Raw genomic sequence first — 17089 nt, forward strand, 5'->3', positions numbered from 1 at the left:
GCTGTGTTGACAGTCTTGACGATGGCGCGCCCGACGCGCCTTGACCGTGGTCAAGGTATCGCCACCAAAGCGCCTCGCAACGGGTGACGCCCATCAATGCCGGGACCTGTCCGGCGGCGGATGCTGCAACTCCAAGCCGGATGTCGACGTCCGCCGCGCGCGAGGACTGCATGCCCAGGATCGAACGACTCGCAGACAGACGCCGGGCGCGGGCCGCCCGACCGGCATGCCGCGAGCCGGAATCCGGCTCGCCCCGTCGCCGCTTCATCGGCCGCGGGATGCCGGCTGACGGCCGGCCGGCGACTGCCGGAGCAGCCTTGCTAGCGTGTCACGCTCGATGACGATCGATCCGAACCCGCCGCCTCGCGTCCCGCGCCGCCGCTTCCTGCTGACGGTGCTGCCGATGGCGTTGCTGCTGGCGCTCGTCGCGACCTTGCTGGCCGTCTCCGATGCGCGGTCACGCGAGCAACTGCTGCGCCAGCGCGTGATGCTGCAGCTCGAATCGACCACGCCTGTGCCGCGTGCCCGACTGCAGGGACCTGTGGAAGCGGCTCACCTGTTGAGCGAGTACGTGGCGTCGTCCGGCGTGCTCGATGATGTGCCCGGCGCCGAAGCGCGCCTCGGCCCGCTGTTCGTCGAACTGCTCGGCTGGAGCGGGCGTTACGACCAGGTGCGCTGGATCGACGAGGACGGACGCGAGCGCATCCGGGCCCAGAAGGAAGGCACGTCCAGCGTGCTCGTTCCCGCCGAGCGCCTGCAGGACAAATCGTCGCGTTACTACTTCACCGAGGGCATGCGGCTGCCGCGCGGCGCGATCTACGAATCGCCGCTCGACCTGAATGTCGAGAACAGCCGCGTCGAACTGCCGTACAAGCCGACCATTCGCGTCGTCAGCGCCGTCTTCGACCGCAACGGACAGCGTCGCGGCGTCGTCGTGGTGAACTATCTTGCAGCCGAGCTGCTGGAGCGCCTCGGGCAGATACTGCACGACGTTCCGGGCGAAACGCAGATCCTGAACGAGGAGGGGCAGTGGCTGCTGCATCCGGACCCGGCACAATCCTGGAAATTCATGTTCGGGGCCGGCGACGGGCTGGCGAAGCAGGATCCGGAACTGTGGGCGGCGATACGGGCCCGACCCTCCGGGCAGCTGCAGCGGGACGACGGCCTCTGGACCTGGGCGACTGCGTCGTTCGGCACGGGCGCCAACCAGGCGGTGCCGACGATCGAGGCACCGAAGCTGCTGCTGCTGGTGCACAACCCCGCCGCCGAACTGGCCGCCGCGCGGCGCCAGCATGTGCCGCTGCTCGCCGGCACGTCGATGCTGATCTTCCTGGGGTTCGCCGCGCTGGGCTGGCGCCTGGTGCGAACCGACGTCACGCGCGAGCATGCGGAACTGCGTGCCGCCGCGCTGCGCGTCGAGGCGGATGCCGAGCGTGTCCTGCGCCGCAGCGAGGCGCAGCGCCTCGATGCGGAATCCTCGCTGCGCCGCGAGCAGGAGCGCTCGCGCGAGGCCGCCGAGCGCAGCAGCCGCGAATGGCGGACCCTCGCCGAGTCGATGCCGCTGCTGGTCTGGACCTGCGACGCCAGCGGTGCCTGCGACTATGTGAGCCGGCAATGGCTCGACTACACGGGGGCCGCGCCCGAGCCCCGGCTCGGTTATGGCTGGCTGGAGCAGGTTCATCCGGACGATCGCGCCATGCTGCAGCGAACCTGGAGCGCCGCGCTTGCGGCGCGCGGGCCACTCGACATCGAGCTCCGGCTGCGCCGCGCCGACGGCGTCTACCGCTGGTTCAAGGCGCGGGCCCTGCCGCTGCTTGATGCGCAGGGGCACATCGTCAAGTGGTATGGATCGAGCACCGACGTCGACGCGCTGAAGCGCTCGGAGCATGCGCTGCGCGACAGCGAGCGCCGTTTCCGCACGATCTACGATGCCACGCCGGTGTCGATCTGGGAGGAGGACTGGTCCGAGGTCGCCGCGCAGATCGAGGCGCTGAAGGCAGAGGGCGTGACCGACATCGTCACCCATCTGCATGCGCATCCGGAACGTGCGCTGGCGATGCTGCATGGCGTCAAGGTGCTCGACGTCAACGAGCGCACGCCCGAGATGTTCGGCGCGCCCGACAAGGCCACCATGCTGCGATCGCTCGATGCGGTGTTCTCGGGGCCCGACATGATGCAGGGCTTCATCGCCGAGGTCGGCGCGATGGCGGCCGGCAAGGCCTTGTTCTCGACCGAAATGCGCGTCAGTACCGTCGACGGGCGGCCGATCGACGTCCTGCTGGCGATGGCCTTCCCGCCGCCGGGACCGGGTCCGCGCACGGTCTTCGTCAGCGTCATCGACATCACCGAGAAGCAGCGCATCGCCGCCGAGCTGGCGGTGCACCAGCAGCGTCTCGAGGAACTGGTCGGGCAGCGCACGCGCGAGCTGAGCGAAGCCAACGTCGCGTTGCAGCTGGCGCGCGATCGCCTGCAGGACAGCGAGACGCGTTTTCGCTCGACCTACGAGGCGGCGGCGGTCGGGCTGGCGCTGGTCAGCCTCGACGGCCATTTCATGCAGGTCAATCCGTCGCTGTGCCAGCTGCTCGGCTACAGCGAAGCGGAGCTGCAGAAGCTGACCTTCGGCGACATCACGCACCCGGACGATCTCGGCGCCGATCTGGCCTTGCTCGACGAGCTGGTCCGCGGCAAGCGCCAGAACTACCACCTCGAGAAACGCTATTTCCGCAAGGACGGCGCGGTGATCTGGGTCGTGCTGGCGGCCTCGAAGGTCGATGGTCCGGACGGCATGCCGCGCTACTTCATCGCCCAGGTGCACGACATCACCGAACGCAAGCAGGCGGCGCAGGCTCTGCTGGAGCGCGAGAAGTTCCTGCGCACGATCACCGACGCGCTGCCGGGCATGATCGGCTACTGGGACGCGGACCTGCGCTGCCGCTTCGCGAACGCCGCGTACCGGCAGTGGTTCGGACGCAAACCCGGAGAGCTGATCGGGGTGCGCATCCAGGACCTGCTCGGCGAAGAGCTGTTCCGCGCCAACGAGCCGTACGTGCGCGCGGCGCTGGCCGGCGAGGCGCAGCGCTTCGAACGCACGCTGGTGCGCAGCGACGGCTCGGTCGGCCACACCTGGGCACATTACATCCCCGACGTCGACGCCGACCGGGTGCGCGGCTTCTACGTGCTGGTCACCGACGTCACGGAGCTCAAGAAGACCCAGCTCGCGCTGGAACACGCCAACAGCGCGCTGATCGAGCGCAGCCGGCAGGCCGAGGCGGCGACCGAGGCCAAGAGCCGCTTCATGGCGACGATGAGCCACGAGATCCGCACGCCGCTCAATGCCGTGCTGGGCCTGCTGCAATTGCTCGACGAGACCACGCTCGACGCGCGCCAGCAGGACTATCTGCGCAAGATCCGCGGCGCCTCGACGGCGCTGCTGAACGTCCTCAACGACATTCTCGACTACTCGAAGATCGAGGCCGGCCGCCTGGCGCTCGAAGACGCGGCCTTTGCGCTCGACCATCTGCTCGAAGGCGTGCTGGATCTGTTCTCGCTGTCGGCGGAAGCCAAAGGGCTCGAGCTGTCGGTGCGGATCGGCGAGGGCGTTCCGCGCAAGCTGCGCGGCGACGCTTTGCGCCTGGCGCAGATCCTCAACAATCTCGTCGGCAATGCGCTGAAGTTCACCGAGCGCGGCGAGATCCGCGTGTCCGTCGAGCGGTCCGAGCCGAGCGGTCCGCAGCACGAACTGCGCTTCTCGGTCGAGGACACCGGCATCGGCATGAGCATCGAGCAGCAGGCCCAGCTGTTCGAAGCGTTCTCGCAGGGCGACAGCTCGACGACGCGCCGCTATGGCGGCAGCGGACTGGGGCTGGCGATCTGCAAGGGACTGGTCGAAATGATGCACGGGCGCTTCGAGGTCCGCAGCGAGCCCGGACGCGGCAGCCGCTTCAGCTTCATCGTGCCCCTGCCGGACGCCAGTGCCGGTTTGCCGGCCGAGGCGAGCTTCAGCGGACGACGGGCGCTGATCGTCGATGACCATCCGACGCCGCGCAAGATCCTCGTCGAACTGCTCTCCGCCTGGGGGATCGATGCGGTCGCCGTCGAGTCCGCCGGCGAAGCGTGGTGTGCGCTCGACGCCGCCGCCGGCGCCGGACGACCGTTCGACCTCGCGCTGATCGACGGGCGCCTGCCGGAAATCGACGGCAGCGAACTGGCCGCGAAGCTGCAACGCACGATCGACGGCGGCGTGCTGCCGCCGCTGCGCCTGCTGCTGATGGCCTCCGATGCCGAGGCCGGTCGTCCCGGCGCAGCCGCGTTCGACGGCGCGCTGGCGAGACTGAGCAAGCCGGTGACGCCGTCGCGGCTGTTCAACGCCCTGGCCGGTCTGGAAGGCCGGGCGGGCGCGGCCCGCGGCGTGCAGCCGCCGGCGACGTCGCAGGCCTGGCGGCAGCGGCTGGCCGGCCGCGCCGGCGCGCGCATCCTGCTGGTCGAGGACAACGCCATCAACCAGCAGGTTGCCGGGGAACTGCTGCGTCGTCTCGGCTTTGCGATCGACATCGTCGGCGACGGCACGCAGGCCGTCGAACGGACTGCCGCGCAGGCCTACGACCTGGTGCTGATGGATCTGCAGATGCCGCAGATGGACGGGCTCGAGGCCTGCCGGCGGATTCGCGCTCGCGAATCGGGCGTGCACTTGCCGATCGTGGCGATGACGGCCGCGGCGCTCGCCGAGGATCGCGAAGCGGCTCGCGCCGCCGGCATGGACGATTATCTGGCCAAGCCGATCGAGCTGGTCGCGCTGGCCGAAATCCTGCAGCGCTGGATTCCCGAACGTCTGGTCGTGCCGTACGCCGGTTCCGTCGCGGCAGCGGGAGACACGGACGCAGAGAGGGGGCCGGACGGACTCGAGCGCGCCGCCGCACTGGCCCGGATGGGTGGCGATCGGGCCTTGTACGAACACTTGCTGCGTCGCTTCGCGGCCGACGGCGATACGCTGGTCGCCGCGCTGCACGATGCGTTCCGGTGCCGGGACCATCAGGCCCTGGCGCGCCAGCTGCACAGCCTGCGCGGCAGCGCGGCAGCGGTCGGGGCGCAGGGCCTCGCCGACGCCGCCGCGGATCTGGAGTCGCGCGCGGGCCGGCTGGCCGCAGCCGAGCTCGATGCTTTTGCGGCGCGCATGCGCGATGTCTGCGCCGCCATCGATCGGGCGCTGCCGACGCGCGCTGCCGCGACCTCGCCGGCGCCATCGACGGCAGCGCTGCGCACCCTGCTGGCGGAGATCGGCGAGCGCGTGCGCCGGCATCGCGCGGTGCCGGCAGTGCGGATCGGGGCGGTACTCGATGCCTGCGAGGGCACGTCGCTGCGGCCCGCGGCGGAGACGCTGGCGCATGCGCTCGAAGCCTTCGACTACGAGCGTGCCCGGCTCGGGCTCGAAGCCCTGATGGAGGAACTGCCGTGAGCGTCGCAATCGCCGAGCGGCCGCTGATCCTGATCGTCGACGACACCCCAGCCAACCTGCGCCTGCTCAGCGAGGCGCTGGCCGACGATTACGACATCATGGTCGCGACCAGCGGCGCCAGCGCGCTGGCGCTGATCGACGACGAGACGCTGCCGGATGCGATCCTGCTCGACATCATGATGCCCGGCATGGACGGCTACGAGGTCTGCCGGCGCCTCAAGGCGCGCGCGCAGACCCAGGACATTCCGGTCCTGTTCGTGACGGCCGAAGGCTCCGAGTCCGCCGAGGCCAGGGGGCTTGAACTCGGTGCGGTCGACTACATCACCAAGCCGTTCTCGCTGCCGATCGTGCGTGCGCGGCTGCGCACGCAGGTGCAGCTGCGGCGGCGCACCCGCCTGCTCGAACAGCTGGCGCTGATGGACGGCCTGACCGGCGTCGGCAACCGCCGCGGTTTCGAGGCGGCACTGCAGCGCGAGTGGCAGCGCGCCCAGCGCACGCAGGCGCCGTTGTCGCTGCTGCTGTTCGACGTCGACGACTTCAAGTCCTACAACGACCGCTACGGCCACGGCGTCGGCGACGCCGTCCTGCGGCGGGTCGCGCGCGTCGCCGCGCAGCTGGCGCAGCGGCCGGGCGATTTCGTCGGCCGCTTCGGTGGCGACGAATTCCTGATCCTGCTGCCGGACACCGCCGGCGACGGGGCGCAGGCCCTGGCGACGGAGCTGGAAGCGCGCGTCGCGTCGACGGCGCAAGCGGTGCGCTGCGACGGCGTGTCTTTGCCGGTGAGCGTCAGCGCCGGCAGCGCATGCCGGATTCCGGCCGCCGGCGAGATGCCGGATCTGCTGGTCGAGGCGGCCGACGCCGCGCTGTACGCGCGCAAGCGCGCGCGCAAGCTCGGCGGTGGACGGGCCGGGGCGGTTCGCGTCTAGCGTTTGCGGACGCCTGCGCCGGCGCGGCATCGGGGGCGAGCGGCGGGTCAGGCCTGCCCGCTGCGCGAGCGGATGAGGGCGGCGCTGCCGTCGGTCGGCTTCGCTGCGCCGGCCGGCGCCTGACGACATATGACGCGTCGCTTGGGTGCGATAGCGTACGGAAAAATCGGGTGGGTCATTTCACCGTTTCCACGTAACCGAAGTGAGACCTACAGGGGGGGCTCATGGACTTTCGTGCCGTACGATCCATGGCCGCCGCGGCGTACTCATACAATGGCGCGGACCTAAAGCCGGAAGACGACAGCCGGCGTCAGCGCGGCGCGCCGCCCGGGCCATCGCGTGAAGGCAACAGCCGCGTCCGATCCGCCGACGCACGGTCGTCCGGCGCGGCGGCAGCTTCATGCTGCCGGACGGTGTACGTCGTCGACGACGACCCGGCCGCGCGCAGCGGACTCGAATTCCTGATCGCCGCGCTGGGCTGGCGAACACGCGCCTTTGCCTCGGCTCTCGACTGCCTCGCTGCGGTCGACGGCGCGGCGCCGTGTTGCGTGGTCACCGACCTGCACATGCCGGACATCGACGGCGCAGAGCTGGCCGCCACGCTTGCGCGCGGTGCCGGTCGCATCGGCGTGGTCGTTGTCACCGCCTTCGATCCGGATGCGATGCCGGTGCGCGAGGCGCGTGCCGCCGGTGCCCATATCCTGCACAAGCCAGTCAACGCCGACGAACTCGAGCGCACGCTGCGCGGGCTCGAGGCGGGCGCACGCAAGCCGGCGTCGAGCGCCGATGCATCCGATGCATCCGATGCCTCCGGCGACGTGGTCAGCATCGGCTTGCGCGGCTTCTGCGCGCGCGACGATGCGCCGTGCGTACTGCTCGACCGGCAGCTGCACGTGCGCTTCGCCAACGAGGCCCATGCGCGCTTCGTCGGGCGCGCGGCCGGCGACCTTCAGGGGCAACCCTTCCTCGACGCATTCCCGTCTGGTGAGCGGGCCCGGATCGCAGCGGCGTTCGCGGACGCGATCGAAAGCCAGCGCGCCGTGCGAATCGCCGTGCGCCTGCGGTCGACGCGCAGCGAGCCGCCGCGCGACTGGAACATGCTCGCCTGGCCCGTGGTCGAAACCGGACACGAACGCGCGTCGTTCTTGCTCGTCCATGCCGACAGCGCGCCGTCCGGCGCGGGCGACGCGGCGGCGCCCGCCAGCATGCCGCAGAGCAGCGAGGACCTCGTGCAGTTCGCCTACGCCGCCTCGCACGATCTGCAGGCGCCGCTGCATTCGATCATCGAGTTCTCGCAACTGTTGCGCCGTCAGCTCGGCGCGGTGGCGACGCCGGAGGCGCTGAAGTCGCTGTCCTTCATCGAAGGCTGCAGCGAGCGCATGCGCCAGCTCGTCATCGAGCTGCTGGCGCTGGCCAAGGCCGGCGCCGACGTGCCGCGCGACGCGACCGTCGATACCGCCGAACTCGTACAGGCGCTGGCGACGATGCTGGCGCCCGGAGGCGCCGGACCTATCTGCGTCGATGCCGCGCTGCCGGGCGTGCGCGGCAACCGCGCCGAACTGCTGCAGCTGTTCCAGAACCTGGTCGGCAACGGCCTGAAATTCCATGCCCCGGAGGTGATGCCCGAGGTGCACGTCGCCGCGCAGCGCGAAGGCCCGCAGTGGCATTTCACGATCAGCGACAACGGCATCGGCATTCCGGAGCATCGGCGCGAGAAAATCTTCGAGCTGTTTGCGCGCCTGCATCCGCAGGACCGCTATCCGGGCACCGGACTCGGGCTGGCCTTGTGCAAGCGCATTGTCGAGCGGCACGGCGGACGCATCTGGGTCGATGCGAACGAAGGGCCGGGCAGCCGCTTCCACTTCCTGTTGCCGGCCGCGCCGGATTCGTAGCGCCATGCCTTTTCGCCCGCGCCTGCTGGTCGTCGATGACAATCCGGCGAACCGCTTCCTGCTGCAGCAGATCCTCGGCGACGAGCACGAGATGCTGGTGACCGACGACGGCGAGCACGCGCTCGAACTGTGCCTGCGCGAGGCACCGGATCTGGTCCTGCTCGACATCGAGATGCCGGGTCTCGACGGCCTGCAGACCTGTCGTCGCCTGAAGGCCAATCCGGCGACCGCGTCGGTTCCGGTGATCTTCGTCACCGGTCACGACTCGCCGGCGTCCGAAGCCGAGGGTCTGTCGGCCGGCGCCGTCGACTTCATCAGCAAGCCGGTCAGCTACGAGGGGGTCCGCGCCCGCGTCGGCAAACATCTGCAACTCAAGGCGCAGGCCGACCGCCTGCGGGCGATGGCCTACGAGGACGCGCTGACCGGCGTCTTCAATCGCCGCTACTTCGATCAGCTGTTGCAGTTCGAAGGCCGCATCGCGCGGCGCACGCGCCAGCCGCTGAGTCTGGTGTTGATCGACATCGATCGCTTCAAGTCCTGCAACGACCTGCATGGCCACGCCTACGGCGACCGCTGCCTGCGTGCGGTTGCCGATGCGCTGGGAAGGGCGCTGCGCCGCCCGCAGGACATGCTGGCGCGTTACGGCGGCGAGGAGTTCGCCTGCCTGCTGCCGGGCACGGTCCGCGACGAAGCGCTGCGCACCGCCGAGTACCTGCGCCACGAGGTCGAGGCTGCGGCGATCGCGCATCCGCGCGCGCCGGCGCGTGTCCTCACGATCAGCCTCGGCGTGGCGACCCGCGTGCTCGACGAGCACGACACGGTCGACACGCTCGTCGAGGAGGCCGACTGGCGTCTCTACGAAGCCAAGTCGCTCGGCCGCAACCGCGTTTGCGGCTGAAGCGATGGGGGGGCGCGCGGGGTTTTGATGCAGGTCAAGGCGGGTCGGGCGGCAGCGGATTAGCGTCGAAGGCCCCCGACACGAGCAGGAGAGTTTCCATGGCTGATCAGCGCTCCACCACGGCGGCTGCGCCGCAGAAGCAGCAGGCAGTGGCCACGGCCGAGAAGGCACGCGAGTGGCATCCGTTCGAGAGCCTGCGCCGCGAAGTCGATCGCCTGTTCGATGACTTCGACCGCCATTCGCCATTCCGTCGCAACGCGTTCGAGTCCGAGCCGTTCTGGCGCCGCGACTGGCTGACGGCGGCGACGCCGGCCTCCGAGATCGTCGAGCACGACGGCAACTACGAAATCACCGTCGAACTGCCGGGCATGGACGAGAAGAACGTCGACGTCCAGGTCGCCAACGGCATGCTGACGATCACCGGCGAGAAGAAGGAAGAGAGCGAAAACACCAAGAAGCGGCTCTACGTCTCCGAGCGCCACTACGGCTACTTCGAACGTGCGTTCCGCCTGCCAGACGGCGTCGATGCCGACAAGATCGAAGCCCGCTTCAAGAACGGGGTGCTGACCCTCACCCTGCCGAAATCGGCCGAGGCCAAGCGCGAGAAGAAGATTCCGATCAAGGCGGCGGCCTGAGCGATATTCCGCGCGACGGTCCGGGACTTTCCGGGCGCCGCCGTACGGCGGCGCCGCGGCGGTCGGCGCGCAGCAGTGCGGGCCTCCTGCCGTACCGGCGGCGGCCGACGGGGATCGAGGTTTTCCTCGTCCATCCGGGCGGTCCGTTCTGGGCGAAGCGCGATGACGGCGCATGGTCGATCTGCAAGGGCGAACCCGGCGCGGAGGAAGCGCCGCTCGATGCGGCGCGGCGCGAGTTCGCCGAAGAGACCGGGCAGACGGTCGACGGCGAGTTCCGTGCGTTGCCGCCGCTGCGGCAGGCGGGCGGCAAGCGCGTGCAGGCCTGGGCGGTCGAGGCCGAGCTCGACGCTGCAGCGATCGCCAGCAATCGCTTCGAACTGGAATGGCCGCCGCGTTCCGGGCAGCGCCGCAGCTTTCCGGAAATCGACCGCGCCGGCTGGTTCGATATCGCCGCGGCGCGGCGCAAGCTGCTGGCGAGCCAGCAGCCCCTGCTCGATGCGCTGCTGCTGACGCTCGGCGCCGGCCCGCGTGCGGGTTAGGGCCTGTTGGCGCCCGTGGCGTCGCGAGTGGCGTCGCTGTGGGGCTGCCCGGCGAGCCGCGAGGCCCTGGGTTCCCGGCCAAGACAAAGGCGCGGGCCGCGCACCGGGGTGATTCCCGGGAAGCGGACTGCAACGCCGCGTGGCGGCGCGCCCGGCGGCATCCCGAAGGGACCGGCCCCGCTCAGCGATGCCTGCGCATCGCAGGCCGTTCGCTCGGCGAATGCGCTCGTCGCTGATGGACATCCTGGACCTGTCGCTGCCCGTGACTTCGCGCTGTAGCACAACGGACCCGGGCACAACGACGCGATGGGCGTGAACAGGCCCCGGCATCAGCGCGCAGGGCGTCGCGCCGCCGCGGGCGTGCGCCGCGCCGACGGCGGCACGCCGTGCCAGCGCTTGTAGGCCTGCGAGAAGCTCGACAGATCGGCGAAACCGAGCCGTTCGGCGACGGCGCCGAGACGCAGCCGGCGATCGCGCAGCAGCTCGTCGGCCAGCGCGCGCCGGCAATCCTCGAGCAGCAGGCGGAACGACGTGCCCTCGCTGTGCAGACGCCGCTTGAGGGTGCGTGTGCTGACATTGAGCTGGCGCGCCATGCCGTCGAGGTCCGGCAGACGCGTGGCCGGCGCCTGCAGATACAGGCGCACGGCTTCGGCGGTGCTGATCGCGGCGCGGCGGCGCTGCACGAGTTCGCTGCACAGCTGCTCGCACATCGCCGCAGTGACCGGATTGGCGCCGGGCAGCGCGCGCGCCAGATAGGCGCGGTCGAAGGCGAGGTGATTGCTGGCGGCGCCGTAAACCGGCTCGATGCCGAACAGGCGCGCCGGTGCTTCGCGCACCGCACCCGCGCGCGGCGGCGCCTCGCGCAAGGCCATGCGGCGCAGCGTGAACGACGGGCCGGCCAGCTCGTGCAGCAGCGTCGCCGCGGCGGCGACGTCGCGCTCGACGACGAAGCGCTTGAGATTGTCGGCGCAGTCCGGCGCGTCGAAGCGCAGGATGCCGAGGCCTTGCTGCTCGTGGAACGAGATCTGCGTGAACGCGTAGGTCAGCGGGATGAAGCGCAGCGCCAGGCGCAGGGCGTCCGCGGCGGTGGCGCTGCTGACCAGGCCGTAGCCCCAGAAGCCGTAGGCGGTGAAGTGATAACGCAGGCCGGCGCTGAGGCCGAGGCCGGGGGCATCGCCACTGAGGCGCAGCAGGTTGGCGATCACGCGCAGCTCGCGCACCGCGGCGATTTCGACGTTCGGATCGGCGAGCTGGGCCGGCGACAGGCCGCTGCCGCGCAGCAGCTCGGCCTCGGCGTGGCCGCGCTCGCGGCCGAACGCGACGAGCAGCTGCACGCTGGCGGTACTGCGCTTGAAATCCCAGACGCTCATCGACCGGTTCTCGGCAGGGGCTTTCGATTAGGGTTGGCGGGCCATCATTTGGCCCGAATCATAAAATAGTTGTCCCGTCCCGGCATGGCCGGGCGCGGCGCGGGCCGCGCACACTCCCGATACAACATCGCGGGCTCCACGAGTCCGCCGGAGGAGCTATGCCGTATCCCTGCCAGACCCTTGCGCCGGCTGCCCGTGCGCGCGCCGCAGACTGTTGCCGCCAAGCCGGAGCGCTTCATGGCTGACGCAGGCCGCAGCCCGGGTTCCGCTGCGCCGCTGAGCGCGATCGTGATCGGCGCCGGCTTCGCCGGCATCGGCATGGGCGTGGCGCTGCGCCGCGCCGGCATCGAGGACTTCGTGATCCTCGAGAAGGCCGGCGACGTCGGCGGCGTCTGGCGCGACAACCACTATCCGGGCGCCGCCTGCGACGTGCCCTCGCATCTGTATTCGTTCTCGTTCGAACCGAATCCGCGCTGGTCGCACGTGTTCGCGCGCCAGCCCGAGATCGCCGCCTATCTGCAGCACTGCGCGCGCCAGTACCAGCTGCTGCCGCACATCCGTTTCGGCAGCGAGGTCGAGGGCGCGCGCTACGACGAGGTGCATGCGCTGTGGACGGTGACGCTGCGCGGCGGCGCGACGCTGCAGGCGCGGCTGCTGGTCAGCGGCGTCGGCCAGCTCAGCCGGCCGGCGCTGCCGAAGCTGCCGGGCCTCGCCGATTTTCGCGGCCGCAGCTTCCATTCGGCGCAGTGGGACGCTTCGTATGCGCTCGAAGGCCAGCGCGTCGCGGTGATCGGCACCGGCGCCTCGGCGATCCAGTTCGTGCCGGCGATCGCGCCGAAGGTGCAGCGCCTGTCGGTGTTCCAGCGCTCGCCGGCGTGGATGATGGCGCGTCCGGATCGCCCGTACCGGGAGTCGGAGCAGCAGGCCTTCGCGCGCTGGCCGCTGCGCGCACGGCTGCATCGCCTGCGCATCTATCTGCAGTACGAAGCGCGCGCGCTGGCGTTCACGCGTTTCAAGTGGCTGATGAAGCCGGCGGTCGAGCGTCCGTTCCGCAAGCTGCTGGCGCAGCAGGTGGCTGATCCGGCGCTGCGCGCGCGACTGGTGCCGGACTATCCGGTCGGCTGCAAGCGCGTGCTGCTGAGCAGCGAATATCTCGCCACGATCGCGCGGCCGAATGTCGAGCTGGTCACCGACGCGATCCACCGCGTCGTGCCCGAGGGCATCGAGACTGCCGACGGCCGCGTGCACGAGGTCGACGCGATCGTCTACGGCACCGGCTTCGCGGCGACCGAATTCCTGTCGCCGATGCGCATCACCGGCCGCGACGGCCGCGACCTCAACGAAGCCTGGGCGCAGGGCGCCGCCGCCTATCTGGGCATGACGGTGCCGGGCTTCCCGAACTTCTTCATGCTCTACGGGCCGAACACCAATCTCGGCCACAACTCGATCGTCTACATGCTGGAGAGCCAGATCGCGCACGTCATGCGTTGCCTGGCGCAGCTGCGGCGCAGCGGCGCCGCCGCGATCGAGGTCAAGGCGGACCGCTACCGCGCGTTCAACACGCAGGTGCAGCAGCGCCTCGGCGGCACCGTCTGGAACGGCTGCAAGAGCTGGTACGTCGACGCCAACGGCCACAACAGCACCAACTGGCCCGGCTTCACGCTCAGCTATCGCGCGCTGACCCGCTTCAGCAGCCTGCAGGCCTATCGCTTCAGCCGCGTCGAGCAGGACGGCGAGGGCACGCGCATCGAGCGCATCGCGGCGCCGGCCGATCGCGTCGAGCGCGCCAGCGCGGTGCTGATGCGGGCGATCCTGCGCGGCATGTTCCGGCCGCTGATCGGCCCGCCGTTCCCGGCCGGCTTCGAGCGCGCGGTGGTCGCGACGCTGGCGCGGCTGATGCCGGGCCGCGGCGGCGTGCGCACGCGCCGCACCGCGGTCGCCGGCCGCGACGTCGAGATCGTCGAGCCGGCGCAGGGCCGCGGCGGCGCGGCGATCCTCTATCTGCACGGCGGCGCGTTCTGCCTCGGCAGTCCGGCCACGCATCGCGGCGTCACCACGCATCTGGCCGCCGGCGCCGGCCTGCCGGTGTGGGTGCCGGACTATCGGCTCGCGCCCGAGCATCGCTATCCGGCCGCGCTCGACGACGCGCAGTCCTGCTTTCGGGCGATGCTCGCGCAGGGCCTGCGCGCCGACCAGATCGTCATCGCCGGCGATTCGGCCGGCGGCGCGCTGGCGCTCGAACTGGCGCTGCGTCTGGTTCGCGCCGGCCAGAAACCGGCCGCGCTGGCGCTGATCTCGCCGGTCACCGACGCACGGCTCGGCGGCGAGACGCTGCGCACCTGTCGCGGCGACGATCCGATGATCCGTCTCGGCTGGCTGCAGCAGGGCCTGTACTGGTATCGCGCGCCGGCCGGCGCCGGCAGCACGCTGCTGGAGCAGGATCTCGCCGGCCTGCCGCCGATGCTGGTGCAGGCCGGCAGTCAGGAGATCCTGCTGTCCGATTCGCTGCGTCTGGCCGCGCGCGCGGCGCAGTGCGGCGTGCGCTGCACGCTCGAAATCCACGAGGCGCGCTGGCACGTTTTCCATCTGCAGTCGTTCTATCTGCGCACGGCGCGCGACGCGCTGGCGACGCTGGCCGCGTTCAGCCGCCGCGCGGCGCTGCCGTCGCGTGCCACCGAAGCGTGCCATGCCGAACTCGCGCCGCTCGGCGCGGCGGGCTGAAGGGGACGAAGATGCGCGGAAGACCGAATCGCCAGCCCGGCCGTACGGCCAGCGCGGCGCAGCAGCGGCGCGAGCTGCTGTATCCGCCGGCGGAGTCGTTCCACGCCGAGATCAGCCGGGCGCGGGCGCACACGATGCTGTGGCTGGAACTCGAAGTGCAGAACGTGATGGAGCAGGGCACCCGCCGCAGCGGCCGCGGCGAGGCCTGAGGCGCCGAATCGCGAGCGGCCGGACACCGAGCGCCGGCCGGCTCAAGCTCCGGCCGGCGGCGAAGCCGGCGCCGGCGCGGCCGCGCTGCTCGGTGCCGCCGCGTCGCCGCCGTGCAGATAGGTGGCCAGTTCGGCTTCGAGCAGCGTTTCCTTGGCGAGCAGCGCCTCGGCGGCGCGGTCGAGCGCGGCACGCTCGCTGCGCAGCAGCGCCAGCGCGCGCTGGTAGGCGCCGTCGACCAGCGCCTGCACGGCCTGGTCGATCTTGCGCGCCGTGTCCTCGCTGTAGCGGCGCTCCGGATCGCGCATTTCCGGCGTATCGAGAAACGGATGGTTGCCGTTCTCATAGGCGACCTGGCCGAGTTCCGGGGTCATGCCGTAGCGGGTCACCATGCTGCGCGCGATGTCGGTGGCCTTGACGAGGTCGTCGGCGGCGCCGGTCGAGATTTCGCCGAACACGCAGGCCTCCGACGCGCGGCCGCCAAGCAGCACCGCCATCTTGTTCTCCAGTTCGACGCGCGACATCAGGTAGCGGTCGTCGGTCGGCCGCTGGATCGTGTAGCCGAGGGCGCCGATGCCGCGCGGGATGATCGAGACCTTGTGCACGGGATCGCTGCCCGCCAGGCTCATCGCGACGAAGGCGTGGCCGAGTTCGTGGTAGGCGACGACGCGGCGCTCCTTCGGATTGAGCAGGCGGTTTTTCTTTTCGAGCCCGGCGACGATGCGCTCGATGGCGTTGCCGAAGTCCTGCGTGGTGACGGTGTCGGCCCCGCGCCGCGTCGCCAGCAGCGCCGCCTCGTTGACGAGATTGGCGAGATCGGCGCCGGAGAAGCCGGGCGTCATCGCCGCGATCTCGCCGAGGTCGACGCCGGCGGCGAGCTTCACCTTGCCGATATGCACTTGCAGGATCTGCAGGCGGCCGCGCTTGTCGGGGCGGTCGACCAGCACCTGGCGGTCGAAGCGGCCGGCGCGCAGCAGCGCCGGATCGAGGATCTCCGGGCGGTTGGTCGCCGCCAGCAGCACCAGGCCCTGGCGCGGATCGAAACCGTCCATTTCAGAGAGCAGCTGGTTGAGGGTCTGTTCCTTTTCGTCGTGGCCGCCCCAGGGCGTGGCGCCGCGCGCGCGGCCGAGGGCGTCGAGCTCGTCGATGAAGATGATCGCCGGCGCCTTCTCGCGCGCGTGCTCGAAGAGGTCGCGGACGCGTGCGGCGCCGACGCCGACGAACATCTCGACGAACTCCGAGCCGCTGATCGAGAAGAACGGCACGCCGGCCTCGCCGGCGACGGCGCGCGCCAGCAGGGTCTTGCCGGTGCCCGGCGGACCGACCAGCAGGATGCCCTTCGGCAGCCGCGCGCCGAGACGGCCGTAGCCCTGCGGGTCCTTGAGGAAGTTGACGATCTCCTGCAGCTCGGCCTTGGCCTCGTCGACGCCGGCGACATCGGCGAAGGTGACCTTGGTGTCGGTCTCGACGAAGACCTTGGCGCGGCTCTTGCCGATCGACAGCAGTCCGCCCATGCCCTGTTTGTCGGCCATCTTGCGGAACGCGAACATCCACACGGCGTAGAACAGCAGCAGCGGGATCACCCAGGACGCCAGCGTGCGCAGCAGGCCGCTCTCGTGGACCTGGTAATACTTGACGCCGGCGGCGTCGAGTTCGGCGACGAGTTCCGGCGCGACGCGGTTGGCGAGGAGATACTGCGTCTTGCCTTGCCCCGCATTCTTCAGCGTGCCCTTGACGGCATCGTCGGAGATTTCGACCTCGCTGATCTCGCCGTTCTTGAGCCGTTGCTGGAATTCGCTGTACGGCACCGCCTCGACGTGCGTCATCGTCGAGAACAGCGATTGCAGCATGAGCACGCCGAACACGGCGATGAGCAGGTAGGCGAGGTTGAGCTGGGTCTTGCGATCCATGAGGGTCCTGGCGGGACTTCGGCGCGGGCGATGGCCGATATTGGGCCATGGCCGCGCCTTGCGCGCGTTGACACTCATCAAGGGCCGTCGGGCCCGGCGCGGCCGGGCCTTCAGTCGCGTGCGGTCGCGTCCGGCCCGAAGTCGCGCAGGCGGTGGCGATAGGCCTGCGGCGTCAACGCCGTCCAGCGCTTGAACGCGCGCGTGAACGCCGAGTGCTCGCTGTAGCCGAGACTCAGCGCGATCTCGACCCGCGACAGCCGCGGATCGCGCAGCAGCTGTTCGGCCCGCGCCTGGCGCAGCGCGTCGAGCATGTCCGTGTAGCGGCGTTCGCGATGTCCGAGACGGCGCTGCAGCGCGCGTTCCGAGAGGCCGAGTTCGGCGGCGACGCGGCCGATCGAGACGCGTCCGTCGCTCAGGCCGGCCGTGATCGCCGCCGCGCTCGCGCAGACCCAGCCGCCGGCCCGATCGGCCGGCGGGCCTTCGGCCAGGCTTTCGGCCGGCATCGGGCCGCTGCCGGCGCCATCGAAACCGTCCCTCTG

General features: G+C 70.6%; 11 protein-coding genes. 8 read left to right on the forward strand and 3 right to left on the reverse strand.

What is annotated here, in order from left to right:
* Window positions 1-325 precede the first annotated feature (325 nt).
* The 6 genes from K343_RS23085 to K343_RS24950 all read left to right on the forward strand — a co-directional run bounded on the left by K343_RS23085 (window position 326) and on the right by K343_RS24950 (window position 10342).
* Window positions 326-5452, forward strand: a complete 5127-nt coding sequence (locus K343_RS23085) for a PAS domain S-box protein (protein ID WP_154662413.1) — start codon at window positions 326-328, stop codon at window positions 5450-5452.
* Window positions 5449-6378, forward strand: a complete 930-nt coding sequence (locus K343_RS0101355; protein ID WP_028006545.1) for a diguanylate cyclase domain-containing protein — start codon at window positions 5449-5451, stop codon at window positions 6376-6378. Before K343_RS23085 ends, K343_RS0101355 begins: the two co-directional genes overlap by 4 nt.
* 413 nt (window positions 6379-6791) lie before the next feature.
* Complete coding sequence (locus tag K343_RS23090; protein ID WP_051277812.1) at window positions 6792-8270, forward strand: ATP-binding protein; 1479 nt, start codon at window positions 6792-6794, stop codon at window positions 8268-8270.
* A 4-nt stretch (window positions 8271-8274) separates the two neighbouring features.
* A complete protein-coding gene (locus tag K343_RS0101365; RefSeq protein ID WP_051277813.1) occupies window positions 8275-9168 on the forward strand; it encodes a diguanylate cyclase in 894 nt (297 codons plus the stop codon).
* Between the two features lie 98 nt (window positions 9169-9266).
* Window positions 9267-9803 (forward strand): Hsp20/alpha crystallin family protein, encoded by a 537-nt coding sequence (locus tag K343_RS0101370; RefSeq protein ID WP_028006547.1) that lies wholly within the window; start codon window positions 9267-9269, stop codon window positions 9801-9803.
* Window positions 9804-9916: 113 nt separating this feature from the next.
* The gene (locus K343_RS24950) at window positions 9917-10342 is read left to right on the forward strand and encodes an NUDIX hydrolase (RefSeq protein WP_281169366.1); all 426 of its coding nucleotides are present in this window, start codon (window positions 9917-9919) and stop codon (window positions 10340-10342) included.
* 329 nt (window positions 10343-10671) lie between these two features.
* Here the strand turns inward: K343_RS24950 and K343_RS0101380 are convergent, their stop codons facing one another.
* The gene (locus K343_RS0101380) at window positions 10672-11712 is read right to left on the reverse strand and encodes an AraC family transcriptional regulator (protein WP_028006549.1); all 1041 of its coding nucleotides are present in this window, start codon (window positions 11710-11712) and stop codon (window positions 10672-10674) included.
* 237 nt (window positions 11713-11949) lie between these two features.
* Here K343_RS0101380 and K343_RS0101385 point away from each other — a divergent pair, with 237 nt between their 5' ends.
* Window positions 11950-14433, forward strand: coding sequence for a flavin-containing monooxygenase (locus K343_RS0101385; protein ID WP_051277879.1), 2484 nt, complete (start codon window positions 11950-11952; stop codon window positions 14431-14433).
* Between the two features lie 11 nt (window positions 14434-14444).
* Window positions 14445-14642, forward strand: a complete 198-nt coding sequence (locus K343_RS0101390; RefSeq protein ID WP_020648674.1) for a hypothetical protein — start codon at window positions 14445-14447, stop codon at window positions 14640-14642.
* A 42-nt stretch (window positions 14643-14684) separates the two neighbouring features.
* On the opposite strand, the gene ftsH is transcribed toward K343_RS0101390, so the two are convergent.
* Both ftsH and K343_RS0101400 read right to left on the reverse strand, forming a co-directional pair.
* The gene (gene ftsH, locus K343_RS0101395; protein ID WP_028006551.1) at window positions 14685-16550 is read right to left on the reverse strand and encodes an ATP-dependent zinc metalloprotease FtsH; all 1866 of its coding nucleotides are present in this window, start codon (window positions 16548-16550) and stop codon (window positions 14685-14687) included.
* Window positions 16551-16660: 110 nt separating this feature from the next.
* Window positions 16661-17053 (reverse strand): helix-turn-helix transcriptional regulator, encoded by a 393-nt coding sequence (locus K343_RS0101400; protein WP_028006552.1) that lies wholly within the window; start codon window positions 17051-17053, stop codon window positions 16661-16663.
* Window positions 17054-17089 lie beyond the last annotated feature (36 nt).

The sequence above is a fragment of the Solimonas flava DSM 18980 genome (assembly GCF_000426685.1).
GTDB classification, from domain to species: domain Bacteria; phylum Pseudomonadota; class Gammaproteobacteria; order Nevskiales; family Nevskiaceae; genus Solimonas; species Solimonas flava.

What these genes read in the sequence shown, in the direction of transcription:
- K343_RS0101365 (WP_051277813.1), top strand. Translation starts at nt 8,275, where the DNA reads ATGCCTTTTCGCCCGCGCCTGCTGGTCGTCGATGACAATCCGGCGAAC.
- K343_RS0101370 (WP_028006547.1), top strand. Translation starts at nt 9,267, where the DNA reads ATGGCTGATCAGCGCTCCACCACGGCGGCTGCGCCGCAGAAGCAGCAG.
- K343_RS0101380 (WP_028006549.1), bottom strand. Translation starts at nt 11,712, where the DNA reads ATGAGCGTCTGGGATTTCAAGCGCAGTACCGCCAGCGTGCAGCTGCTC.
- K343_RS0101385 (WP_051277879.1), top strand. Translation starts at nt 11,950, where the DNA reads ATGGCTGACGCAGGCCGCAGCCCGGGTTCCGCTGCGCCGCTGAGCGCG.
- K343_RS0101390 (WP_020648674.1), top strand. Translation starts at nt 14,445, where the DNA reads ATGCGCGGAAGACCGAATCGCCAGCCCGGCCGTACGGCCAGCGCGGCG.
- ftsH (WP_028006551.1), bottom strand. Translation starts at nt 16,550, where the DNA reads ATGGATCGCAAGACCCAGCTCAACCTCGCCTACCTGCTCATCGCCGTG.
- K343_RS0101400 (WP_028006552.1), bottom strand. Translation starts at nt 17,053, where the DNA reads ATGCCGGCCGAAAGCCTGGCCGAAGGCCCGCCGGCCGATCGGGCCGGC.